We start from the raw sequence: 19,686 nt of genomic DNA, 5'->3' as shown, positions 1-19,686 counted from the left end.
GGTGTCTGGTGATCACTCACCTGGCCCGCCGCGTGATCAGCGCAGCTGCGGGGTCTGGGTGTGCACGCCCTGGTTCTGGGCGCGGTGGCGCAGCAGGTGATCCATCAGCACCAGGGCCAGCATGGCCTCGGCGATGGGCACGGCACGGATGCCGACGCAGGGGTCGTGACGACCCTTGGTGATCATCTCGGTGGCCTCACCGCTGGTGGTGATGGTCTTGCCCGGCACCGTGATGCTGGAGGTAGGCTTGAGGGCCATGCTCACCACGATCTCCTGACCCGACGAAATGCCCCCCAGGATGCCCCCCGCATGATTGCTGGCAAAGCCGGCCGGAGTCATCTCGTCCCGATGCTCGGAGCCTTTTTGCTCCACCACCGCGAAGCCGTCACCGATCTCCACCCCTTTCACCGCGTTGATGCCCATCATGGCGTGGGCGATGTCGGCGTCGAGGCGGTCGAACACCGGCTCCCCCAGGCCCACCGGCACGTTGCGCGCCACGACACACACCTTGGCGCCCACGCTGTTGCCCTCTTTCTTGAGGGCACGCATGTATTCATCCAGCGCCTCTAGCTTGCCCGCATCGGGGAAGAAGAAGGGGTTCTGCTCGATCTGGCTCTCGTCGAACCCTTCCGCCTTGATGGGGCCGAGCTGGGAGAGAAAACCCACGATCTCGATGCCGTGCACCTGTTTCAGGTACTTCTTGGCGATGGCCCCCGCCGCGACCCGCATGGCGGTCTCGCGGGCCGAGGAGCGGCCGCCGCCACGGTAGTCACGCTGGCCGTACTTCTGGTGATAGGTGTAGTCGGCGTGACCCGGACGGAACAGATCCTTGATCTCGGAGTAGTCCTTGGAGCGCTGATCGGTGTTCTCGATGAGCAGCCCGATGGAGGTGCCCGTGGTCTTGCCCTCGAACACCCCGGAGAGGATCTTCACCTCGTCCGCCTCGCGGCGCTGGGTGGTGTAGCGGGAGGTGCCGGGCTTGCGCCTGTCCAGATCCCCCTGCAAATCGTCTTCGCTTATCTCCAGCCCCGGCGGGCAGCCGTCGACCACGGCGCCCAGCGCCAGACCGTGGCTCTCGCCGAAAGTGGTGACCCGAAAGAGTTGGCCGAAACTGTTCCCTGCCATGGATGCTCCTTGCTGCTTAGTTCTTGTAAATGGCGAAATGGGCCTGGTACTGCTCGAGCTCTGCGCGGGTCATCACAAAGACGCCGTGGCCGCCGTTTTCGAACTCGACCCAGGTGAAGGGCACCTCGGGGAACTGGGCTTCCAGGTGGATCATGCTGTTGCCCACCTCGACCACCAGCACGCCATCCTCTTTCAGGAAGTCGGCGGCATTGGCCAGCAGGCGCTTGGTGAGCTTGAGGCCGTCGGAGCCCGAGGCCAGGGCCAGCTCCGGCTCGTGGCGAAACTCGTCCGGCAGATCCGACATGTCCTCGGAGTCCACATAGGGCGGGTTGGAGACGATGAGATCGTACTTGTCACCGGCCGGCAGATCCCGGAACAGATCGGAGCGAATGGGGATAACCTGCTGCTCCAGCCCGTGATCGTTGATGTTGCGCTCGGCCACGTTGAGGGCATCGACGCTGATGTCGATGGCATCCACTTCCGCATGGGGGAACTCGTGGGCCATGATGATGGCGATGCAGCCGGAGCCGGTGCACAAGTCCATGATCCGGGTCGGTTCGTCTTTCAGGAAGGGGGCGAAGCGGTTGGCCACCATCTCGGCGATGGGGGAACGCGGAATGAGCACCCGTTCGTCCACGTAGAATTCCCAGCCCGCATACCAGGCCTTGTTGGTCAGGTAGGGCGCCGGAATGCGCTCCTGCACGCGGCGGATGATGAGCTCGGCGATGCGGTGGCGCTCGCTGGTGGTCAGGCGGGAGTGGCGCATGCCCGGATCCACGTCCGGCGGCAGATGTAACGCGGGCAGCACCAGTTGCACGGCCTCATCCCAGGCGTTGTCGGTACCATGCCCGTAGAAGATCCCGGCGTCGTTGAAACGACTCATGGCCCAGCGCAACATGTCCTGGATGGTGTGCATTTCGGCAACCACCTCATCGATAAATATCTTGTCCAAATCCACCTCCAAGTCGAGTAATATCCGGCCCGAGAATTTTATACAGCGAGCAAGACGAGTACCTGATGAAAAAAACGCCCTCACTCACAGACGAGGAAAGCCTGCTGTTTCGTGATGCTGTCAAAGGTACCCGGAAAATTAAGCAAGATACCATAAGGGCCTCCTCAAGCCCGGTCAAGCAGAAACGCGAGGTGCGCGAGAGCCGCGAAAAGCTTGGGGTTGACCACTTTTTCAGCGACGAGTACCAGCCCCATCTCGAGGCGGACGGGCCGACCCGTTACGTGCGCGACGACGTGTCAAAATTCGAGCTGAAAAAGCTCAAGCGCGGCAGCTACCCGCCGGAGATTTATCTGGATCTGCACGGCATGAACCAGCACCAGGCCAAGCAGGAGCTGGCGGCCCTGCTCACCCTGTGCCGAAAAGAGAACATCCACGTCGCCTCGGTGATGCACGGCATCGGCAAGCACATCCTCAAGCAGCGCATCCCGAGCTGGCTGGCCCAGCACCCCGCTGTGCGCGCCTTTCACCAGGCGCCGCGGGAGTGGGGTGGCGAGAGCGCCATCCTGGTGCTGCTGGACATCGAGGAGTGACCCCCTTCCCCGCCCCGCCTTGCCCCGGGCGAACACCATAAAAAAACCACCGCCAGCTTGCGGTGGTTTTTTCTTGGCGCCCCACAGGGGTCAGCCGACGACTTCCATATGGCGCTTGAAGTTATCCAGGATGCTCTGCCACCCCGCCCGCTGCTGTTCGCCGCTGTGCAGGGACTCGGCATCGAACCGCTCCTCCACCCGGGTGCCCCCCTGCTCTGCCACGAACCGCACGCTCACCTCGCGGCCATCGTCCATGACGTAGCCGAGCCCCGTCGGCGCCGTGACCTCGGTGAAGGTCCCCTCGAAATCAAACCCCGTGCTGCCATCCCGCGCCGCCATGTGGTGGCAAAAACGCCCACCCACCCGCAGATCCACCCGGCTTTGGGGGCAGTGCCACTGCGGGGAGGCGGCGTTCCACGCCATGATGCTGGCGGGGGTGTTCCAGCCCTGCCACACATCGGCAATCGGCCTGGCAACCCAGACGCTGACGCTTATCTTCATCTCTCTGCTCCTCTGGCTTTCCTGCACTTTTTGCACTGTGGCACTGTCATGCCACGCCGGGCGCATCGGGCTGCGCCAAAAAGTGGACCACCAGGGCATTGGCATGACCGTGACCCATGGCGTGTTCGTCCTTGAGCCAGGCCACCAGGGCCATGTGTTTGCGCTCCTCCCGCCCTGCCAGCAGGGTCAGCCAGTGGACGATGGGCTGGCCGTATTTCTGCTCGATGGCGGGAAAATAGGAGGCAGGCCCCTTCACCTTCGGTTGTTCATCCATGATGGCTTCTCCTCGGGGTGAGTACAGGCTCAGGGTTTGGGGGCGAACTGCTCGAACACCTGCTGCCCGGTCAGGGTCGGGGTGTCGTTCTTGAGGGCATAGAAGTCGGGCTTCTCGTCGATGAAGATCTGCCCGGTGAGCTCGAACCCCTGATCCTGAAACAGGCCGGCAGAGAGGATGTACTCGTCCGTCGGCAACAGATGGTAGAAAAGATGGGTGCCGCAGGTGGGGCAGAATCCGCGCTCCGCCCACTCCGACGAGCGGTAGGCCACCGGGGCCATCCCGGTGAACCGCACGCCCTTGCCCCCGTGCACCGCGAACATGGGCCCCCCTGACCAGCGCCGGCACATGGCGCAGTGACACAGGTTGACCTCCTTGTGATCGCCGCTCGACACGGTGATCCCGCCACACAGACAATGTCCTTCCATGATGCCTCCTGAGAGTTGGGGCGACAGACCGGGCGAACGGGTGCTCGCCTTGTTGCCGCACCAGATGAAGTAGCACGGGATCCGGGGGGCGGCAACTGACCATTCCGGGGCCTCACCGCGGGTCTGAGACTCCCGGAGCGGGAAAATCCCCCTCTTTATTCATCGTGTGAATGACTCAACACATTCCATGCACCGGATAAATAATGGTCAGGTTCCCTCCTGCAAGGCGATGCGATTCCCCTCGCAATCCCGACACTCCGCCACCCGGAGGCTCTCCCCGACCCGGGTGACGGGATAGAGACAGGCCCCGCCCGATGCCAGTGCCCGGGCCATGGCCCCCTCGATGTCAGCCACCCGCAGATAGATCCGGGTGCCATCCAGGCTCGTCACATAGCTCTCCCCCTTCGCCAGGGCGCCGGAGCAGCCCGCCGTGCCACCTTCCAGGGGAAAGAGCGCCATCTCGTTGCCATCGATCTGCACCCGCTCCAGCACCGTCTCGAAGACTCCCTCATAGAAGCGAATGGCTCTCTCCAGATCCTGTACCGGAATTTCAAAATGAATGGCGATGTTCATGGTCATCCTCCCTCGGTGTGAATCCGCAGGCTATCAGTGCCAAAAGAGGCGCAGCAAGCCAGCGCGGCGATCAACAAGGGAGGCGCGCGGCCTCCCCGGGGTGCTTGCGCTTGTACTGACTCTCAGGTCACCGGTGCCCAGGGATCCCCCTTGCCCGGCTCGTTGCCCTGGGTCCACCACTTGGCCTGATAGATGACCCCCTTGTGGCTCACCTTGTTGCCCGCGGTGTAGACCTTGCCTGCCTCCCAGGCCGGTACCCCGTCCACCGGCGGCGTGCCGGGGTCGACCGGGGCCGGATCCAGCGCGGCCACCACCCGTACCTTGGGCCAGCTGGCGTGGGAGCCGTAGAAGTTGGTCACGCACTTCTCGTAATCCCCCGGCACCAGGGCCGAATAGGCGGTCTGGTACCCCACCAGATCGCACTCGAAGGAGTAGCCGCCGGGTCTGTCCGGGTAGTATTTCCAGTTGCCGTCCCAGTTGGTGTAGAGCACGTCGGTGGCGCCGTTGAGGTTGAGGCTGCCATAGGGGGTCTGCTGCCAGCAGGTGTTCTTCTCGTCTGCCAGCAGCGGGATCCCGTAGTGGGCCGCAAGCCCCTCCCAGTAGCGGATGCGGTTGACCGGCTGGCCCTTGTTCTTGTTCTGCTCGCCGCACTCGATGCCACCGTTGATGATGTTGATGGTGGTGCCAAAGCCGTAGCCGATGCCCGCCGCCAGCTCACGCTGGGAGGGCACCCAGGTCCGGTCGATGACGTGCAGCATGGCGGGTTTGGGAGCCTGGGGCGTCAGGAAGAACCAGATGGCGGAGGCGAGGTTGAGCCAGGAGTCCGCCACCAGCCCGGGGTTGTTGAGAAGCACGGTGGCGTCGCCGTCGAACATGGCCTCGGAGAAGGCGCCGTAGTTGAAGTGGTAGGAGAGCTGCTTGGCGCCGCGACCGAAATAGCCCTGACCGGTGCTGCAGGGCCAGCGCCGGTTCTGCCAGTCACTCTGGCCACACCCCGTGGTGTAGCCGGTCTGCCCCTCAGACCAACCCATCTCCCGCACGTGCACCAGGGCCTGTTGCCACTCCTCCAGCCCAAGGGGGTTGTCGGAGACATTCTCCTTGGCAATGTGGCCGCCGGTCTCCTGGGCAAAGTGGGCGAAGGCGGTGATGATGGACTTCTTGCAGATGGCGTCCGCATTGCGCCCGTCCGTGTAGTCGCCGCAGAAGGCGGGGAACTTGCCCACCGCCCGCAGGAAGCGCTCGTAGGTGTACTCCGGGGCGGCCATCTGGGTCAGGAACTCCCAGTCCGATTCGGTGAAGACCCGCTCGACCCGCTTGACGTTGTCCGGGTTGCCGGGGGCGCGTGCCACGATGGCCTCCACCACCGAATTGGGCCGGGTGGCCAGGGCGTGGGACCAGATCCCGTACATGGGGTTGGCGGTCTTGGCCTGGGCCGCACTGGCAAGATCCGCCGCCGCCATCACATAGCCGCCGCTGTTCTGGGGATCGGGCTGGATTGTCATGGCGCTCTGGCCGGGCAGTGCCCAGACGAGGGCAACCAGGCAGGCGGTACGCGTGAGCATGAACATGGGTAACCATCCTTGTCTTGAAAATGTCAGGGCGAGCATAGGCATCCTGACAACTAAATTCACGACAAGAATTAAGAATTTGGCGAAATTGTGAGCCATGCCTCCCTGCACTCAGATGGCGCTCGTTTGCAGGGGTATCCAGCCCCTGGTCTTGCGGCCGCAGCCATCCGACCTGTGCGGACGCTTGCTCAGCTCCCCCCTGCGCGCACCGCCCGGATCAGCAGATTGCGCGGGGTCATGGGTTTGGGGCAGAAGGTGCCCACCTCCACCCGGTAGCCCTGCTCCTCAAGGAAAAGGGCGCGATCGAGCAGCAGCCAGATTTCCAGGGGACGGCGAAACAGGTGGCGCACCAGCTCCATGCGGGCGACATCGCCAAAGCGCCGCTCTCCTTGCGCCAGCAAGGCGGCGTAGTCGAGCCCCGCGGGCAAGCCCATCCCCTTGCGCTCGGCGGCCCAGTGGCAGAAATCTTCGAAGTCCCCGGTCAGCAGGCTCTTTTGCAGGTTGGGCACCGGCAGGTACTCATCCACCCCGCGCACCTGGCGCTGCAGGCAGTCGAAGGCGAGGCGCCACACCACCTCCCGCTCCCGCAGCCGGGCGATGCGGGCGCCGCCGGTCACCGTCTCCTGCAGCGGCAGCTTCAGGTCGCTCTTGCCAAGGCGCAGGGCACTGGCCCTGGCGGCCCGGGAGAGAGGCGCATAGTGCTCTCCCCTGATGAGGTGGTAGCAACACGGGGAGAGGGTCACCCCCTGGGCGCCCCCCTCGGCCACCCGCGTCAGCAGATGGGTGTGCAGATCGCCGCAGGCATGGAGCGCCATGGCGTGATGGTCCGGGGCGATGAGGGCCCCGGACTCGGTGGCAAAGGCATCCGCCTCCACGAACCGCATGTTGGCGCCGTCGCGCGCGGCGAGCCGCCGCCCCTCCTCGCAGAGCGCCCCCTGCCACTCCAGGCTCAGGATCTCGGCGCCACGGTGCAACGACACCAGGCGTCCCAGATGCCCCTTGCCGGCGCACCACTCCAGATAGGGACCTTGGTGGGGGGGCAGACAGCCGGTGAAGGCCTCTATCTGCCCCTGCTTGCGTCCCGGCATGTACATCGCCATGGCCCTGGCGCACTGGACGGGCTCGGGGGCGAAAGGGGCAAGCTCGCCGAGAGCCTGCAACTCGGCCCCCGCCGGGATCCAGGGGGCGAGCAGGGTGCAGAGCGCATCCATGTCCCCGTCGAGGTGCGCTATCTCGTCAAGGGTCAGGGCTGCCAGGCACTTCGCAAGGGCTGGCTCCTCGCGGGCAAAGGCGATCCCCAGGTGGTGATAGGGCTGGTATTGCCACCAGCGTCGCTCGGCGGTGAGCAAGCAGTCCAGTTGTCGAAAACGGTGGGCCAGCACGGTGAACCTGTCCTTTGGCGCAAAAAGGGAGGCTCATTCTAGCGATCTGCCGTCAAAAAGCACTCGCCTGTGCGCCGCTGGTAGCCTGACAAAAAGCAGGGATTTGTGCTATATTCCGCCCCCTCATTCGCGCAGCCCGCCACGGCGAGCCGCTTTACCCCTATAAACGGAACCCAATCATGACCATCAATGCCATCCTGCAAGCCCGTGCAAACGCCAAATGCGAGCTGTGTGGCGCAGAACATGCGCTGACTGCCTTCCCGGTGCCGCACTCCCCCGCCAGCGACGACGACCACAGCGTGGCCCTCTGCGCCACCTGCCGCGGCCAGCTGGAGCAGCCGGACACCACGGAGGTGAACCACTGGCGCTGCCTGGGTGACAGCATGTGGAGCCAGGTGCCGGCGGTGCAGGTGATGGCCTGGCGCCAGTTGAAGGCCCTCGTCGCCCGGGGCGAGCTCTGGGCCCAGGACATGCTGGACATGATGTACATGGAAGACGAGGTCAAGGCCTGGGCAGACGCCGGCGTGACCAGCGACGATGACGACAGCGTGCCGACCGTCGACTCCAATGGCGCCGTGCTGGTGGAAGGGGACTCCGTCACCCTGATCAAGGATCTGGACGTCAAGGGCGCCGGCTTCACCGCCAAGCGCGGCACCCTGGTCAAGGGCATTCGCCTGACCAACAACCCGCTGCACATCGAGGGCAAGGTCAACGGCATGCAGATCGTGCTGGTGGCCGCCTACCTGAAGAAGGCCTGATACCGACCCCTTCAAGCCAGAAGCGCCCCCAGGGGCGCTTTTTTGTTGCCTCTGTTTCCTGCCGTTCGGGTGGCACTCGCGGGAAACTGGACTATCCTGCAAACCAGTTCCGCGGTATGCCCCCTCCCCTGGCCGCCAGTGCGCCAATGGAGAGGGCCTTCCCGGCACGCATGGAAAGACCCCGGGCACCCTGATCCCCATGGCGCCCACGAGACAAGGAGCCGCCCCATGGCCAGCAAGAAAGAGATCAAGAACAAGATCGCCGCCCGCCAGGCGAAAATCGCCAAGCACGAAGGCAAGATAAAAAAGCTGAAAAAAGCCCTGAAATAGGGGCTGACAACCATTAAAACCGCCTGATGGCGGTTTTTTCATTACTGCGTTGGCCGCAAGGCGCGTCGAGTGGCCATGACTGCCAACCTCCGGCTAGCACCAATACTTCCTGTTCCAACCACAATCCCTTTTCGATCAGATATATAAGGACCTCTTCCAGTTGCTTGCCATGCTCACTCACCACGGGGACCTCCTCCCATGGGATCTTGCCTCTGCTGATCGGTTGCCCCTCCAGACGGCGGATCAGAGTGCGGGCATAGTGATGAACATAGGCCATCAAGGTGTCGGGTAGCCAAAGAGCCAACGGACGACGAAGGGCATGGGCCAGCTCGTTAGCGATATCCAATCCGCGCTGATCCAGATCGCCAAAATGGGCCCAGGGTACGGCAGCCGGCAACAGCGGGAATACCTGACGTGCCAACTTGGTATTGCGGCCAGGCACATAGAGCAACAACTCCCCCACTTGCAGCGGGTAATCCACGAAAGCTCCCTTGTTCTCCACCGTGACCAGTTGCCGCCCCTGCCACTCAATGCCATGTAACTTACTCAAGCAGCGCTCCGGTAAGACCAGCTCTCCCAATAGTGCCAGTTGCGCCCTCATGTCGTGGCGCAGTCCGTCCTTGTCGATGAGTGACAGCGGGCTCAGCGTGCGAAGTCGAATCACTTCATCCTGTGTCAGCGTGATGTCGATAGCATCATTATCTGGATCTATCCCGCTCTTGCTGTCCCCATGCCAGAGGGCATGAAAACTGGCCTGGTTTAGATGTGCGGGCAGGTCCACCCCGAGAGCCCGTATCGTGTCACGCCTGTCCGGCATCACTGGTGCAACCTGTGCCAGCTGTGCTGCGAGATAATTCCTTCCAGCATCGGTCAACACATGACGAGCCCCTCGTCCCACTGGCTTGACTCCACCCACAGCCTGCAGGAGATCTCTCAACTCGCGGCCATGCTTGCTATCGAGTGAATATCCCTGGTTATTAGTGTCTGCCAGCAAGCGGGCACAGAGATCCTGCACACGACGCTCATCAAAAAGTGACATCCTCCCCCCCCCCCTCTTTCATTGCGGTTCCATATGGCCAAGTAGAGGGGATCTTTCTGTCCACAACCGTGACCTGTCTCGCACCAAAGGAAGATCGCTCTTTCAAACCGTCACCCGTCCACAAGCTCGTGGCAGGATGGTCAGCGGTTACGATTGGCAATCCATCGACATCGGTGAAATCAGTATGCTGCGACGCCATTAGTTGACCGGCGAGAAAAAAGACAGCTTATCTGCGATGTGAAGGCATCATCAAAAACTGCCTTCATGCGGTTTTTTTATACATATCCTTGCCTATTGCATTTCCTGCCGCAGACCATGCTGCACCTGATTGCTCTCGTCTAGATCCTCTTCGGGGCCGGGAGAGACGCCGCTGGACGACTCGTCAAAGAGGCTGGCATCATGCCAGCTTTGACGCCAAGGACGTGCTCATGAACCCGAATACCTGGATGCTGTTTGCGCTGGCCTATCTGCTGGCGACCCTGACCCCTGGCCCCAATGTGCTGCTGGTGGTCAAGAACGGTCTGCAACACGGCTGGCGCGCCGCCCTTGTCAGCATCCTCGGCAACCTGGGGTGCCAGGCCATCCTCATCGGTCTGGTCGCCATGGGGGTGGGGGCCCTGCTGCAAACCCTGCCTCCCCTCTTCGTCGCTCTCAAGCTGGCGGGGGGTGGCTACCTGGTGTATCTGGGCTACAAGGCGCTGCGCGCGGCCAATATCGGTGGCCAAGGGCTATCTCCCTCCACCGCTCGGGGACGCACCAGAACCACCCTCTCCTTGTTACGAGAAGCCTTTCTGGTCTCCGCCAGCAACCCCAAGACCATCGTCTTCCTCTGTGCCCTGCTGCCCCAGTTCCTTGATCACCAGAGTCCGCTGACGCTGCAGTTCATCACCATGTACCTGACCATCTGCGCCATCGTCAGCCTGGTGCATCTGTGCTATGTCGCTCTGGCCAGGCGCGCCGGTCGCTACTTCAAGCCAGGTCGCGGCGAGCGCCTCGTTGGCCGCATCACCGGCGGGCTCTTCATCACCCTGGGCGGCGCCATCCTGCTCAGTGGTCGTCCCTGATCCCTGTGCCTCACCGCTGCTGACATTATCTGCACCATCGGCGCCGCTTGGGCGCTGCGGATCCCGGCTACCGGGGCTAGAGTTGTAGGCGTGTCTGTATATGAGCCTGCGGTGGAGCGCCATATGTATTCCTACACCCTCACCTTCCGGGAGGAGGCCGACAAGCTGACGGCCCCCGAACACGAGATCCGCTTGCAAAGCCCGGCACAGGCCGGTGATTTCATCATTCTCTCCGATGGCAGTCGCCATCAGGTGATGTTCGTCACCCACCGCGCCCACTACAGCAGCCTCTACCTCGACAAGGGGGTCCGCATCCCCCAGAGCTGACGCAGACATCGTCTTTCGCTCCCTCCTGCTATGGTGAGAGAGGGCTGCAGCTCGCCAACGCAAACCCCTTGCCGCCCAGGGAGCAGCAAGCCCGAATGACCCATTGCCAGAGGTATTGATCATGTTCAGACAGACCGCGCTCATCCTGACCCTCACCCTGTTGGGCAGCGCCCAGGTTCACGCCATCAACCACAAATACGCCGAGCAGCTGGAACGCTCCGGCTGCACCCAGGTGACCGAAGCCCAGGGCTGCGATATTCACAAGAGCAAGGCGGAAAACGCCAAGGCAGGATTTGGCACCGCCGCCCCGGCCGACGAAGGCGGATTGAACATGAGCTATGAGCAGATGCTGGAACGCTCAGGCTGTACCCAGGTGAGCGAGCTTAGCGGCTGTGACATCAACAAGAGCAAGGCCGAGAACGCCGCCGCCGGATTTGGCGCCGCCCCCGCAGCGGCCAGCGCCAGCCCCTACACCGGCAACTGGGTCGCCACCTTCCCGGAGACGGGCGCCACGGTCGCGAACATCCGCATCGATGACAAGGATCAGGTGTGGGTCAACGACAAGCAGGTCAGTGCCAGGAAATCCGACGGGGCCCTGGTGTTCAAGGAGGGCATGGTCACCTATCGCATCCAGGGGGATCGCCGCCTCAAGGGAGAAGATGGCTGGGTCGACAACGACGCGGGCACCAAGGGGCCCATCGCGGCCAAATGATCCCGTCACCATCCCGACAAGGGGAGCCGCGGCTCCCCTTGTCGTTTCTGCCTGCAACCGACGCCCCCCTACCTCTTCTTCGGAAAGTCCAGCACGGCCACCACCGGCGAGCAGGACGGGAGCGCCGACCAGGAGGGGGCGTCGAAGATGAAGCGGGCGACGGCGCAGGTCGGCATGCGAGTGATACCGGAGGAAAAGCCATGAGCCAGGTCGGTGAAGGCAGGATCATGGCCTACCAGCAGTACGCAGGCGAGATCATCTGAAAGCGCCCACACCACCCCGAGAAGGGTCCCGGCATCGCTCTCGTAGAGGCCCTCGTCGATGGCGATGCGGTTCGGGGAATAACCCAGCTCTGCGGCAAGCAGCCGGGCGGTTGTCAGGGCCCGGCAGACGGGGCTCGAGAGGATGAGATCGGGCTTCACCCCCAGGTGTGCCAGGCGAGCCCCCATCAGGGGCGCATCGCGCAGCCCGCGCGCCGCCAGCGGACGAGCGCGGTCAGACAAAGATGCGTCCTTCCAGCTCGACTTGCCATGGCGTACCAGGATCAGGGTTCTTCTCATGACGCACTCCCTGGTTGATAAGGGCGACAGGCAGCTCCTCAGACCGCCCCACGTTTGCCGGCATGAAGGGGCAGCAGCACCATGACCACCATGGTCAGCAGCACACCCCCTACCCCCCAGCCTACCTGTTCCCAGTGTACTGTCTCCCCGGTCAGCATGCCGGTGAGCAGCACCATTACCGGGATGAGGTAGGTATAGGCTGACACCTGTTCCGGTTGCAGCGCCACGCTTCCCTGCTGGAACAACAAGAAGCTCAGCGCCGTGGCAAAGAGAGCCAGATAGCCAAGTCCCAGCCCCACCGGCAGGGAGACCCGGCTCCAGTCGGTTTCAAGCAATCCGGGCAGCGCCACCGGGGTGAGCAGCACAGTGGCGCAGATGAGGGTCCAGCCGGTCAAGTGGAGGAAGGACTCCCCCCGATAGCAGCGCTTGATCAGGATGGGGTTGAGGGCCATGGCCACGCAGCCGAGCAGGTAGATGCGATTGCCGGGAGTGAGGCTGAGGTTCGCCACCAATCCCAGATCGCCGCGAAAGATGATGAGGGCCGCAGCCACCATGCCCCCCAGCAGGGCCAGCCCCATTCCCCAGCCGATGGCGCGGCGCAAGATCACCATGCCGGCCAGGGCGCTGATCAGCGGCACCGTGGTGTAGAGTGCGCTGGCATCGAGGGCGCTGGTCTCCTGCAATGCCACGAACATGGCGACGAAGTAGCAGAGGGCCGGCAGCGAGATAAGAGTGTAGCGCCCCAGATCCCGCAGGGAAGGCTGCACCAGCACCCCCTGATACCCCAGCACCCCGACGAAAATGAGGGAGGCCAGCAGGTAGCGCACCCAGGTGACCACCAGCGGGTCCAGCACCGCGGTGAGGGCGCTGCCGATGGGAAACGAGAGGCTGATGAGCAGGGTGAACAGCAACACCTTGCCGTGGGCCTTTGCAACATGGGGAAGTAAAGACATGGGATACACCTGTCAGCAAGGGCGCCCGCAGGCGCCGACGGAAGAGATCAATAACCGTGGTCGGTCGCAGGGGACAGCTTGCCCTCGCCCAGAGTTGCCAGCAACTGGCCAAGCAGGCTGGAAGCACCGAAACGAAACCGCTCGGCCACCAGCCACTCCTCGCCAAAGAGTGCGGCCGCCATGGCGAGATACTCCGCCGCCTCCCGTGCGCTTTTCACCCCGCCCGCCGCCTTGAACCCCACCCGATCCTGCACACCGCACTCGGCGATGGCCGCCAGCATGGTGCGGCACGCCGCCGGGGTGGCATTGACCGCCACCTTGCCGGTGGAAGTCTTGATGAAGTCGGCCCCCTCTTCAATGGCAAGCAGGGAGGCCGCGCGGATAAGCGCAGGCTCCTGCAGCTCGCCGGATTCGATGATCACCTTGAGCACCCGGGCGCCGCACAACGCCTTGCAGCCGCGCACCAGCGCCCGGGCGGGGGCCTCGTCCCCGGCCATCAAGGCACGCCAGGGGATCACCAGATCGATCTCGTCGGCGCCATCCGCGAGGGCGGCGCGGGTCTCGGCCAACACGGTTGCCAGATCATCGTCGCCGTGGGGGAAGTTGACCACGGTGGCAACCTTGACCTCGGGGGTGCCCTGAGCCGCCAGGGTGAGCCTGGCCAGCCCCACGAAGCGCGGGTAGATGCACACCGCAGCGGTGGTGCCGACAGGGGTCCGGGCCTGATGGCAGAGGGCGATGATGCGCGCGTCGTGGTCATCGTCGTTGAGGCTGGTGAGATCCATCAAGTGGATGGCCCGGATGGCCGCCTCTGTGGTGGCGCAGGCAGGTTCAAAAGCAGTCACGTCGTTCATAAATAGCTCCTGTCGGGATAAGAGAGGGGCGCCGCAGCGCCCCGAAACAAAGGGTGAGAGACTCAGGCGAGGGAGAAGAAGACACCGGCGATGGCGGCGCTCATCAGGTTGGAGCAGGTGGCCGCCAGCACGGTACGCAGACCGTAGCGGGCGATGAAGTCGGTGCGCGACGGGCAGAGGGTGCCGAGGCCACCGATCAGGATCCCCATGGAGGCCAGGTTGGCGAAGCCACACAGGGCGAAGCTGATGATCACCTTGGACTTCTCCTCCAGCACCTGCAGACCGACGGCGGTGACCGTGCTGGCGTCTTTCAGGTAGGGCGCCAGATCGCTGTAGGCCACGAACTCGTTCACCACCAGCTTCTTGCCGATCATGGCGCCGGCGATGCCGATGTCCGCCAGCGGTACCCCGAGCAGGAAGGCGAGCGGCGAGAAGATCCAGCCCAGGATGAGCTCGAGGGAGAGCGGCATGCCCACCATCTCCCCCACCCCGCCCAGCAGGGTGTTGACCAGGGTCACCAGACCAATCATGGCGATCAGCATGGCGCCGATGGCCGCCGCCAGCTTGAGGCCGCTGCTGGCCCCCTCGCCTGCCGCTGCCAGCACGTTCTCCGGCTTCTTGCCATCAAACTGGATGCTGTTGTCAAAGACGTAATCCGGCTGGCTGGTTTCGGGGATGATCAGCTTGGCAAACAGGATCCCGCCCGGCGCCGCCATGAAGGAGGCCGCCAGCAGGTACTGCATGTCCACTCCCATCATGGCGTAGCCCGCCAGCACGGTGCCGGAGACCGAGGCCATGCCGCCGCACATGACGGCGAAGAACTCCGAATCGCTCATCCTGGGCATGTAGGGTTTGACCACCAGCGGGGCCTCGCTCTGGCCGACGAAGACGTTGGCCACCGCCGACATGGATTCGGTCTGGGAGGTGCCAAGCAGCCGCGCCATGGCGCCACCGATGATGCGGATCACCACCTGCATGATGCCGAGGTAGTAGAGCACGGCGATGAGCGCCGAGAAGAAGACCACCAGGGGCAGCACGTTGAGGGCAAACACGAAGCCGATGCCCTCTACCGAGAAGTTGACCAGGTTGCCAAACAGGAAGTGGATCCCCGCCTTGCCGCTTGCCAGCACCGCCTCGACCCCGTGGGCCATCCCCTCCAGCGCCCGGCGTCCCAGCGGCACATAGAGCACCAGAGCGCCGATGGCGACTTGCAAGGCCAGCGCCAGCCCCACGGTGCGCAGGCGAATGGCCCTGCGGTTGGTCGATGCGAACACGGCGATGAGGAGCAGCGCCGCCATACCGAGAAATCCTGCTGCAAACATATCTGACCTCCTGGTCGTTCCCTGCTTACTGGAAGTGGTGCTGGATGAAGGTGTTGATGAGGCGGATGAAGTCCGCTTCCGCCAGCTTGGCGCACTTGAGGGTCTGCTCGTGGGAGAGCTGCACGTCACCGAGCCCCTCCGCCATGTTGGTGATGGCGCAGATGGCCAGCACCGGCAGCGAGCAGTGGGCGGCACTGACCACCTCGGGCACCACCGACATCCCCACCACGTCACCCCCGATGATCTGCATCATGCGGATCTCGGCGGCGGTCTCGAAACAGGGTCCGCTGTAGGAGACGAATACCCCCTGATTGACGGCGATCCCCTCCCGCTCGGCCAGCGCCAGCGCCTCGCTGCGCAACCCCTTGTCATAGGCATTGGCCAGGCTGAAGAAGCGCGGGCCGTAGGCCTCGTCATTGGCACCCGTCATGGGGTTGCCCGGCATGGTGTTGATGTGATCGTTGAAGATGACAAGGGAGCCGACCCCGATGCGCTCCGGGCGCAGCGAGCCGGCCGCATTGGTTACCAGCAGCAGCTCGCAGCCCAGGCGCTTGAAGGTGCGCACCGGGGTGGTCATCACCTTCATGGTCTCGTGTTCGTAGTAGTGGCCGCGCCCCTTCATGCAGACCACATCCACCCCGTGCAGCTTGCCGAGCACCAGCTCGCCACTGTGACCGGCCACCGTGCTGACCGGGAAGCCCTCCAGCTCCTCGTAGGGAATGGTGACCTTCTCTTCCAGCGCATCGGCCAGCACGCCGAGGCCGGAGCCCAGGATCATGGCGGCGCGGGGGGCAAACCCCGGCTTGCGGGCAAGAATGGTGGCGACGGCGTTGAGTACGGGATCGTGTTGCATGAGTTGTACCTCTTGAGGCTGTGAATGAGACATGACGCTCACTCTAGGGGAGGTATTGGACGACAAAAATCGCTAAAATCGGCCTGATTATCCCGATATACAACACAATGAGCGACGTAATGGGGTAATGACGCACCCGAAATGGCCCAAAAACCGCTGCTTCATGCCATTTCTCCGTCAAACGGGTCGCCGGAGGGCGAAAACCGAAGTGATGCGGATCGCGGTTTCAGGAGGGACCCGCCTCCCTGCCCCGCCATTCCCGTGCCCGAACTTTGACGGCGATCTCACCCCTCAAGCCTGGAGAGACCATGTTCCCGGACAACCAATGGCGCGATCGCGTCACCCTCAAGATGTTGCGTTACTTCCATGAAGTGGCCAGCCAGGGCCACTTCAGCCGGGCAGCCCTGCGGCTCAATGTCTCCAAATCGCCGCTCAGCGCCCAGATAAAGGAACTCGAATCCCTGCTGGGTGTGGCCCTGTTTGAGCGCCACACCCGCCAGGTGAACCTGACCCCCACAGGGCGCCTGTTGCAGGCCGAATGCGATCGCCTGTTCGACGTGCTGGAGAGCGGCCTCAACCGGGTGGTGCAGGCAGGGCGCATGGAGCGCAACCAGATCCGCATCGGGCTGGTCAGTTCCATCTTCTGGGCCGGCTTTGGCGAGGTGATCCGCCAGTGTCACCAGCGCCACCCCGAGTGCGAGATCTCCTTCACCGAGCTCTCCCCCGAGCGCCAGAAGCAGGCGCTGGCCAGCAAGGAGATAGACATCGGCCTCGCCCGTTTCGCCGACACCCTCAACATCCACCCGCTGCAGGCCGAGACTGTCTATCGGGAGTCCATGGTACTGGTGGTATCGGACGAGCATCCCCTGCGGGATCGCAAGCGGGTCTCCCTCCCTGAACTCGCCGCTGAGCCCTTCGTGCTGATGAGCCGTGCCAACTCCGCCTCCACGGATCTCATCATCAACGCCTGCCTGGTGGAGGGCTTTTACCCCCGCCTGCGTCAAGAGGTGGTGGAGCCCAATACCCTGATGGCAGTGGTGGCCACCAGCCAGCAGGTGGCCCTTGTGCCCGCGAGCTACGCCCGCCAGAAGTGGCCCCACGTGCGCTTCATCCGCCTCGAGCAGGGGATCCCCGCCGATCTCTGCGTGCTCCATGCTCCGCCCCTGGCCGGGCAGCCGACGACCACCGCCATCCGCCACTTCATCGACACCATGAGCGAGCAGATGAACCTGCCGGAGCGAGGCTGAAGGCAAAAAGCCCGATGAGGGGATCATCGGGCTCTGCGGCAAGGATCAGGGGCTCACTTCTTCCATGAAGACAAGCCGAAGGGGTTCGGCCAGCAGTTCGTCCGCCTGGCGAGCGAAAGCCTGGAAATACGCGGTCTCACAGTGGGCATCCAGGGCGGCCTGACTCACGAAGGCTTCCCGCATGTAGAAGGTACCGGGTTCATCCTTCAACTCGAACAGCACGTAATCGAGGTTGCCCGGCTCCTGGCGAGTGGGACCAATCAAGGCAAGCAGGGCATCGCGAAGGCGCTCTCCCATGCCGTCACGGGCCTTGAGCACCGCGATCGATACCAGTTTGTCTGTCTCTTTTTTCATCCAGTTTTCTCCGTTGTACATCGTCAATACGCCAGAGAGTGCAACCTGGACAGCGATTTATACTGCCGGATGCGCCCCCATCAGACGTTGCCCAGTGTAGGCAGGACGGTGGGGGCCATATAGGGGGGCAGAATGAACACTGTGTTCAACGGGGTGGATAACCACGCCGTGCACGGAGGAACAAACGAGTGAGAGGGATCATGGCGCAAAGGGTGGCAACGGGACCCGCCAGGAGGCGGCACGGCTTGCTGCCCCCTGGTCCAGGCTAAGGGCCTGCAGACCAGCGCTCAACGTCAAGGCAATAGGTGGTGAAAGGGTGTTCGCCCAGGCGCGTTTTCCTCACCCAGATGGCCCGTCTGGCGAGGGATCGATAAGGCGGGCGGGTATCCAGCAAGTGAAAGAGGATCGTCCGATGGCCAAGCTCCCTCGCCCACCCCATCATCTCGTTGAAAATCACCACGCCGCTTCCCCAGCCGGCCCTGGCGAGCACGATGGCAAGCTCCACCCCCTCGTCATCGGGCTGGATGCCGCACCACCCCGCCAGGGTGCCGTCGAGGAAGATGGCACGCACGCGGCAGCCTGGCCGGGCGTCGACTCCCAGCTTGTACGCCATCCAGTCGCGCACCCCGGCCACATCGAAAAGCGGGTGAGGGATCAGGTGCTTTCGCAGCGTCTCGTCGTTGAGCAGCGGCAGAAAATCCTCTGCCCTGACAGCAGAAAAGGGGCTGAACACCATGGAGGTCTCTCTCATTGCGCGAAGAGGCGCCCCTAGTAGGGGCTGCCATCCTTGTGTCTGGCTGACCAGGCGCCATCGGCCCCCTGTACCAGGGCCAGATCGTCATCGGGATAGTCGACGGTGTCCCCTGGCAGCCTGTCCCCCACCTCGAGATAGACGGCGTCCACCTCACCGTGGTTGAGCAACTGGTGGGCCAGGCCGCTGCCCCCCTTGAAGCCGATGCACTCCCCCGGCGACATCCGGTACTCCTCCTCCCCGTGGCGCAGGGTGGGATTGCCCGAGAGCACATAGACGAACTCGTCCTGCAGGCCGTGATGGTGCTTGAGAGCCGAGATGGCCCCCGGTGCCAGGGTCGTCAGATTGACCCCGAAATTGGCGAGGCCGAAATGATCCCCCAGCCTGCGCCGGGTGCGGTGCTTGACCAGGGAGGCAAAGGGCTCCGGATAGAGGGACTTTGCCTTGTGCTCGGGGATGGCCGTTGCCTGAATGGCGCGTTTGTCAGTCATGTTCTGATCCTCCCTGTGAATGACGTCTCACTTTATAGCCTGCTCCTTAGCGGCAAAACATGGGCAGGGGGTTGAAGGGGGGTCTCACACACCATGTCATGCCCGGTTGCCGCCAGATGGCAAAGACGCCCTGTTTTTCGTTTGGCTATCTTAATGGCACACCGGAAAATGGGAAGCCGCGTCGGCGACATCACCAATGGAATGAAGAAGATGGCCCGTGATCACTGGGAAGCATCCTCTTCCAGCGGCCCGGGTATGGAGGGGCACCAGTACATGCAGACCCGGTGACTAGAGCACCTCAATCCTGACCTTGATAAGCCCGGATCGGGGATTGCCGATGGCGCTGAACGCCGCCCTGGAAAGATCGATGATGCGCCCGCGGGGGAAATTGCCCCTGTCGTTGACCCGCACCACCACGCTCTTGTCGTTGGCCAGGTTGGTGACCCTCACCAGGGCGCCAAAGGGCAGTGTCATGTGGGCGGCGGTGTTGGCGTGGCGCTGGTAAGGCTCCCCGCTGGCGGTGCGCTTGTTGTGGTAGCGATCGGCGTAATAGGAGGCGAGCCCCGTCTGGGTATAGCCTCGCCAGTTGCCCGCACTGCCTGCATCAGGCTGGCTGCTGCAGGCGGCCAGCAGCAGGCACAGGGAGGCCAGCAGCCCTTTTTGTCGCGTCGTCATGCG

The 19,686-nt window shown here is 63.5% G+C and carries 25 protein-coding genes; 7 read left to right on the top strand and 18 right to left on the bottom strand.

The window, feature by feature from the left end; all coding sequences use genetic code 11:
- Nucleotides 1-36 precede the first annotated feature (36 nt).
- Entirely contained in the window at nt 37-1,125 is a 1,089-nt protein-coding gene (gene aroC / locus BGO64_RS13405; RefSeq protein WP_010674829.1) for a chorismate synthase, read from the bottom strand.
- Between the two features lie 16 nt (nt 1,126-1,141).
- Entirely contained in the window at nt 1,142-2,077 is a 936-nt protein-coding gene (gene prmB, locus BGO64_RS13400) for a 50S ribosomal protein L3 N(5)-glutamine methyltransferase (RefSeq protein WP_286700827.1), read from the bottom strand.
- Nucleotides 2,078-2,142: 65 nt separating this feature from the next.
- Here prmB and smrB point away from each other — a divergent pair, with 65 nt between their 5' ends.
- Nucleotides 2,143-2,667 (top strand): endonuclease SmrB, encoded by a 525-nt coding sequence (gene smrB / locus BGO64_RS13395; RefSeq protein ID WP_041211465.1) that lies wholly within the window; start codon nt 2,143-2,145, stop codon nt 2,665-2,667.
- Between the two features lie 90 nt (nt 2,668-2,757).
- On the opposite strand, the gene BGO64_RS13390 is transcribed toward smrB, so the two are convergent.
- The 6 genes from BGO64_RS13390 to BGO64_RS13365 all read right to left on the bottom strand — a co-directional run bounded on the left by BGO64_RS13390 (nt 2,758) and on the right by BGO64_RS13365 (nt 7,393).
- Nucleotides 2,758-3,168 (bottom strand): SRPBCC domain-containing protein, encoded by a 411-nt coding sequence (locus tag BGO64_RS13390; protein ID WP_201997566.1) that lies wholly within the window; start codon nt 3,166-3,168, stop codon nt 2,758-2,760.
- Nucleotides 3,169-3,214: 46 nt separating this feature from the next.
- Nucleotides 3,215-3,442 (bottom strand): DUF4287 domain-containing protein, encoded by a 228-nt coding sequence (locus tag BGO64_RS13385; RefSeq protein WP_286700826.1) that lies wholly within the window; start codon nt 3,440-3,442, stop codon nt 3,215-3,217.
- A 29-nt stretch (nt 3,443-3,471) separates the two neighbouring features.
- The gene (locus BGO64_RS13380; RefSeq protein ID WP_041211468.1) at nt 3,472-3,870 is read right to left on the bottom strand and encodes a GFA family protein; all 399 of its coding nucleotides are present in this window, start codon (nt 3,868-3,870) and stop codon (nt 3,472-3,474) included.
- A gap of 207 nt (nt 3,871-4,077) precedes the next feature.
- Nucleotides 4,078-4,443: a VOC family protein gene (locus BGO64_RS13375; RefSeq protein ID WP_286700825.1), complete on the bottom strand. Its 366-nt coding sequence runs from the start codon at nt 4,441-4,443 to the stop codon at nt 4,078-4,080.
- Nucleotides 4,444-4,565: 122 nt separating this feature from the next.
- On the bottom strand, nt 4,566-6,011 hold the full coding sequence (locus BGO64_RS13370) for a chitinase (RefSeq protein ID WP_124244731.1): 1,446 nt from the start codon (nt 6,009-6,011) through the stop codon (nt 4,566-4,568).
- Between the two features lie 188 nt (nt 6,012-6,199).
- The gene (locus BGO64_RS13365) at nt 6,200-7,393 is read right to left on the bottom strand and encodes a methyltransferase (protein WP_286700824.1); all 1,194 of its coding nucleotides are present in this window, start codon (nt 7,391-7,393) and stop codon (nt 6,200-6,202) included.
- Between the two features lie 179 nt (nt 7,394-7,572).
- Here BGO64_RS13365 and BGO64_RS13360 point away from each other — a divergent pair, with 179 nt between their 5' ends.
- The gene (locus BGO64_RS13360) at nt 7,573-8,151 is read left to right on the top strand and encodes a PhnA domain-containing protein (RefSeq protein WP_039040739.1); all 579 of its coding nucleotides are present in this window, start codon (nt 7,573-7,575) and stop codon (nt 8,149-8,151) included.
- A gap of 343 nt (nt 8,152-8,494) precedes the next feature.
- Here BGO64_RS13360 and BGO64_RS13355 read toward each other — a convergent pair whose 3' ends face one another.
- Complete coding sequence (locus BGO64_RS13355; protein ID WP_052816246.1) at nt 8,495-9,520, bottom strand: Wadjet anti-phage system protein JetD domain-containing protein; 1,026 nt, start codon at nt 9,518-9,520, stop codon at nt 8,495-8,497.
- A 428-nt stretch (nt 9,521-9,948) separates the two neighbouring features.
- On the opposite strand from BGO64_RS13355, the gene BGO64_RS13350 reads away from it, so the two are divergent.
- The 3 genes from BGO64_RS13350 (at nt 9,949) to BGO64_RS13340 (ending at nt 11,623) form a co-directional block, all read left to right on the top strand.
- Nucleotides 9,949-10,584 carry a LysE family translocator gene (locus BGO64_RS13350; protein ID WP_183149917.1) on the top strand — a complete coding sequence of 212 codons (636 nt, stop codon included), beginning with the start codon at nt 9,949-9,951 and terminating at the stop codon, nt 10,582-10,584.
- A gap of 123 nt (nt 10,585-10,707) precedes the next feature.
- Nucleotides 10,708-10,911, top strand: coding sequence for a hypothetical protein (locus tag BGO64_RS13345; protein ID WP_039040737.1), 204 nt, complete (start codon nt 10,708-10,710; stop codon nt 10,909-10,911).
- A 121-nt stretch (nt 10,912-11,032) separates the two neighbouring features.
- The gene (locus BGO64_RS13340; RefSeq protein WP_286700823.1) at nt 11,033-11,623 is read left to right on the top strand and encodes a hypothetical protein; all 591 of its coding nucleotides are present in this window, start codon (nt 11,033-11,035) and stop codon (nt 11,621-11,623) included.
- Between the two features lie 68 nt (nt 11,624-11,691).
- Here BGO64_RS13340 and BGO64_RS13335 read toward each other — a convergent pair whose 3' ends face one another.
- The 5 genes from BGO64_RS13335 to xapA all read right to left on the bottom strand — a co-directional run bounded on the left by BGO64_RS13335 (nt 11,692) and on the right by xapA (nt 16,165).
- Complete coding sequence (locus BGO64_RS13335; protein WP_286700822.1) at nt 11,692-12,183, bottom strand: SixA phosphatase family protein; 492 nt, start codon at nt 12,181-12,183, stop codon at nt 11,692-11,694.
- Between the two features lie 38 nt (nt 12,184-12,221).
- Entirely contained in the window at nt 12,222-13,136 is a 915-nt protein-coding gene (locus tag BGO64_RS13330; RefSeq protein WP_286700821.1) for a DMT family transporter, read from the bottom strand.
- A 47-nt stretch (nt 13,137-13,183) separates the two neighbouring features.
- Entirely contained in the window at nt 13,184-13,990 is an 807-nt protein-coding gene (deoC, locus tag BGO64_RS13325; protein ID WP_286700820.1) for a deoxyribose-phosphate aldolase, read from the bottom strand.
- Between the two features lie 62 nt (nt 13,991-14,052).
- On the bottom strand, nt 14,053-15,312 hold the full coding sequence (locus BGO64_RS13320) for a NupC/NupG family nucleoside CNT transporter (protein WP_286700819.1): 1,260 nt from the start codon (nt 15,310-15,312) through the stop codon (nt 14,053-14,055).
- A 25-nt stretch (nt 15,313-15,337) separates the two neighbouring features.
- A complete protein-coding gene (xapA, locus tag BGO64_RS13315; RefSeq protein WP_286700818.1) occupies nt 15,338-16,165 on the bottom strand; it encodes a xanthosine phosphorylase in 828 nt (275 codons plus the stop codon).
- 308 nt (nt 16,166-16,473) lie between these two features.
- On the opposite strand from xapA, the gene BGO64_RS13310 reads away from it, so the two are divergent.
- The gene (locus tag BGO64_RS13310) at nt 16,474-17,412 is read left to right on the top strand and encodes a LysR family transcriptional regulator (RefSeq protein ID WP_286700817.1); all 939 of its coding nucleotides are present in this window, start codon (nt 16,474-16,476) and stop codon (nt 17,410-17,412) included.
- A 45-nt stretch (nt 17,413-17,457) separates the two neighbouring features.
- Here the strand turns inward: BGO64_RS13310 and BGO64_RS13305 are convergent, their stop codons facing one another.
- The 3 genes from BGO64_RS13305 to BGO64_RS13295 form a co-directional block, all read right to left on the bottom strand.
- The gene (locus BGO64_RS13305) at nt 17,458-17,766 is read right to left on the bottom strand and encodes a putative quinol monooxygenase (RefSeq protein ID WP_042017153.1); all 309 of its coding nucleotides are present in this window, start codon (nt 17,764-17,766) and stop codon (nt 17,458-17,460) included.
- Nucleotides 17,767-18,031: 265 nt separating this feature from the next.
- Nucleotides 18,032-18,517, bottom strand: coding sequence for a GNAT family N-acetyltransferase (locus BGO64_RS13300; RefSeq protein ID WP_042017155.1), 486 nt, complete (start codon nt 18,515-18,517; stop codon nt 18,032-18,034).
- 17 nt (nt 18,518-18,534) lie between these two features.
- Nucleotides 18,535-19,008 carry a cupin domain-containing protein gene (locus tag BGO64_RS13295; RefSeq protein ID WP_039040728.1) on the bottom strand — a complete coding sequence of 158 codons (474 nt, stop codon included), beginning with the start codon at nt 19,006-19,008 and terminating at the stop codon, nt 18,535-18,537.
- Nucleotides 19,009-19,161: 153 nt separating this feature from the next.
- On the opposite strand from BGO64_RS13295, the gene BGO64_RS13290 reads away from it, so the two are divergent.
- Nucleotides 19,162-19,296 (top strand): hypothetical protein, encoded by a 135-nt coding sequence (locus BGO64_RS13290; RefSeq protein ID WP_286700816.1) that lies wholly within the window; start codon nt 19,162-19,164, stop codon nt 19,294-19,296.
- On the opposite strand, the gene BGO64_RS13285 is transcribed toward BGO64_RS13290, so the two are convergent.
- A complete protein-coding gene (locus tag BGO64_RS13285) occupies nt 19,297-19,683 on the bottom strand; it encodes a septal ring lytic transglycosylase RlpA family protein (protein WP_042017161.1) in 387 nt (128 codons plus the stop codon).
- Between the last annotated feature and the right edge of the window lie 3 nt (nt 19,684-19,686).

The sequence above is a fragment of the Aeromonas sp. 62-46 genome (assembly GCF_001898585.1).
Taxonomy (GTDB): Bacteria; Pseudomonadota; Gammaproteobacteria; order Enterobacterales; family Aeromonadaceae; genus Aeromonas; species Aeromonas caviae.
Note: the sequence above shows the minus strand (reverse complement) of the source record. Positions and strands in the feature narration are given on the sequence as shown.

Excerpts from the sequence above, each read along its gene's own strand:
- aroC (WP_010674829.1), bottom strand. The coding sequence starts at position 1,125 with ATGGCAGGGAACAGTTTCGGCCAACTCTTTCGGGTCACCACTTTCGGC.
- smrB (WP_041211465.1), top strand. The coding sequence starts at position 2,143 with ATGAAAAAAACGCCCTCACTCACAGACGAGGAAAGCCTGCTGTTTCGT.
- BGO64_RS13390 (WP_201997566.1), bottom strand. The coding sequence starts at position 3,168 with ATGAAGATAAGCGTCAGCGTCTGGGTTGCCAGGCCGATTGCCGATGTG.
- BGO64_RS13385 (WP_286700826.1), bottom strand. The coding sequence starts at position 3,442 with ATGGATGAACAACCGAAGGTGAAGGGGCCTGCCTCCTATTTTCCCGCC.
- BGO64_RS13380 (WP_041211468.1), bottom strand. The coding sequence starts at position 3,870 with ATGGAAGGACATTGTCTGTGTGGCGGGATCACCGTGTCGAGCGGCGAT.
- BGO64_RS13375 (WP_286700825.1), bottom strand. The coding sequence starts at position 4,443 with ATGAACATCGCCATTCATTTTGAAATTCCGGTACAGGATCTGGAGAGA.
- BGO64_RS13370 (WP_124244731.1), bottom strand. The coding sequence starts at position 6,011 with ATGTTCATGCTCACGCGTACCGCCTGCCTGGTTGCCCTCGTCTGGGCA.
- BGO64_RS13360 (WP_039040739.1), top strand. The coding sequence starts at position 7,573 with ATGACCATCAATGCCATCCTGCAAGCCCGTGCAAACGCCAAATGCGAG.
- BGO64_RS13355 (WP_052816246.1), bottom strand. The coding sequence starts at position 9,520 with ATGTCACTTTTTGATGAGCGTCGTGTGCAGGATCTCTGTGCCCGCTTG.
- BGO64_RS13350 (WP_183149917.1), top strand. The coding sequence starts at position 9,949 with ATGAACCCGAATACCTGGATGCTGTTTGCGCTGGCCTATCTGCTGGCG.
- BGO64_RS13345 (WP_039040737.1), top strand. The coding sequence starts at position 10,708 with ATGTATTCCTACACCCTCACCTTCCGGGAGGAGGCCGACAAGCTGACG.
- BGO64_RS13340 (WP_286700823.1), top strand. The coding sequence starts at position 11,033 with ATGTTCAGACAGACCGCGCTCATCCTGACCCTCACCCTGTTGGGCAGC.
- BGO64_RS13335 (WP_286700822.1), bottom strand. The coding sequence starts at position 12,183 with ATGAGAAGAACCCTGATCCTGGTACGCCATGGCAAGTCGAGCTGGAAG.
- BGO64_RS13330 (WP_286700821.1), bottom strand. The coding sequence starts at position 13,136 with ATGTCTTTACTTCCCCATGTTGCAAAGGCCCACGGCAAGGTGTTGCTG.
- deoC (WP_286700820.1), bottom strand. The coding sequence starts at position 13,990 with ATGAACGACGTGACTGCTTTTGAACCTGCCTGCGCCACCACAGAGGCG.
- BGO64_RS13320 (WP_286700819.1), bottom strand. The coding sequence starts at position 15,312 with ATGTTTGCAGCAGGATTTCTCGGTATGGCGGCGCTGCTCCTCATCGCC.
- xapA (WP_286700818.1), bottom strand. The coding sequence starts at position 16,165 with ATGCAACACGATCCCGTACTCAACGCCGTCGCCACCATTCTTGCCCGC.
- BGO64_RS13310 (WP_286700817.1), top strand. The coding sequence starts at position 16,474 with ATGTTCCCGGACAACCAATGGCGCGATCGCGTCACCCTCAAGATGTTG.
- BGO64_RS13305 (WP_042017153.1), bottom strand. The coding sequence starts at position 17,766 with ATGAAAAAAGAGACAGACAAACTGGTATCGATCGCGGTGCTCAAGGCC.
- BGO64_RS13300 (WP_042017155.1), bottom strand. The coding sequence starts at position 18,517 with ATGAGAGAGACCTCCATGGTGTTCAGCCCCTTTTCTGCTGTCAGGGCA.
- BGO64_RS13295 (WP_039040728.1), bottom strand. The coding sequence starts at position 19,008 with ATGACTGACAAACGCGCCATTCAGGCAACGGCCATCCCCGAGCACAAG.
- BGO64_RS13290 (WP_286700816.1), top strand. The coding sequence starts at position 19,162 with ATGGCACACCGGAAAATGGGAAGCCGCGTCGGCGACATCACCAATGGA.
- BGO64_RS13285 (WP_042017161.1), bottom strand. The coding sequence starts at position 19,683 with ATGACGACGCGACAAAAAGGGCTGCTGGCCTCCCTGTGCCTGCTGCTG.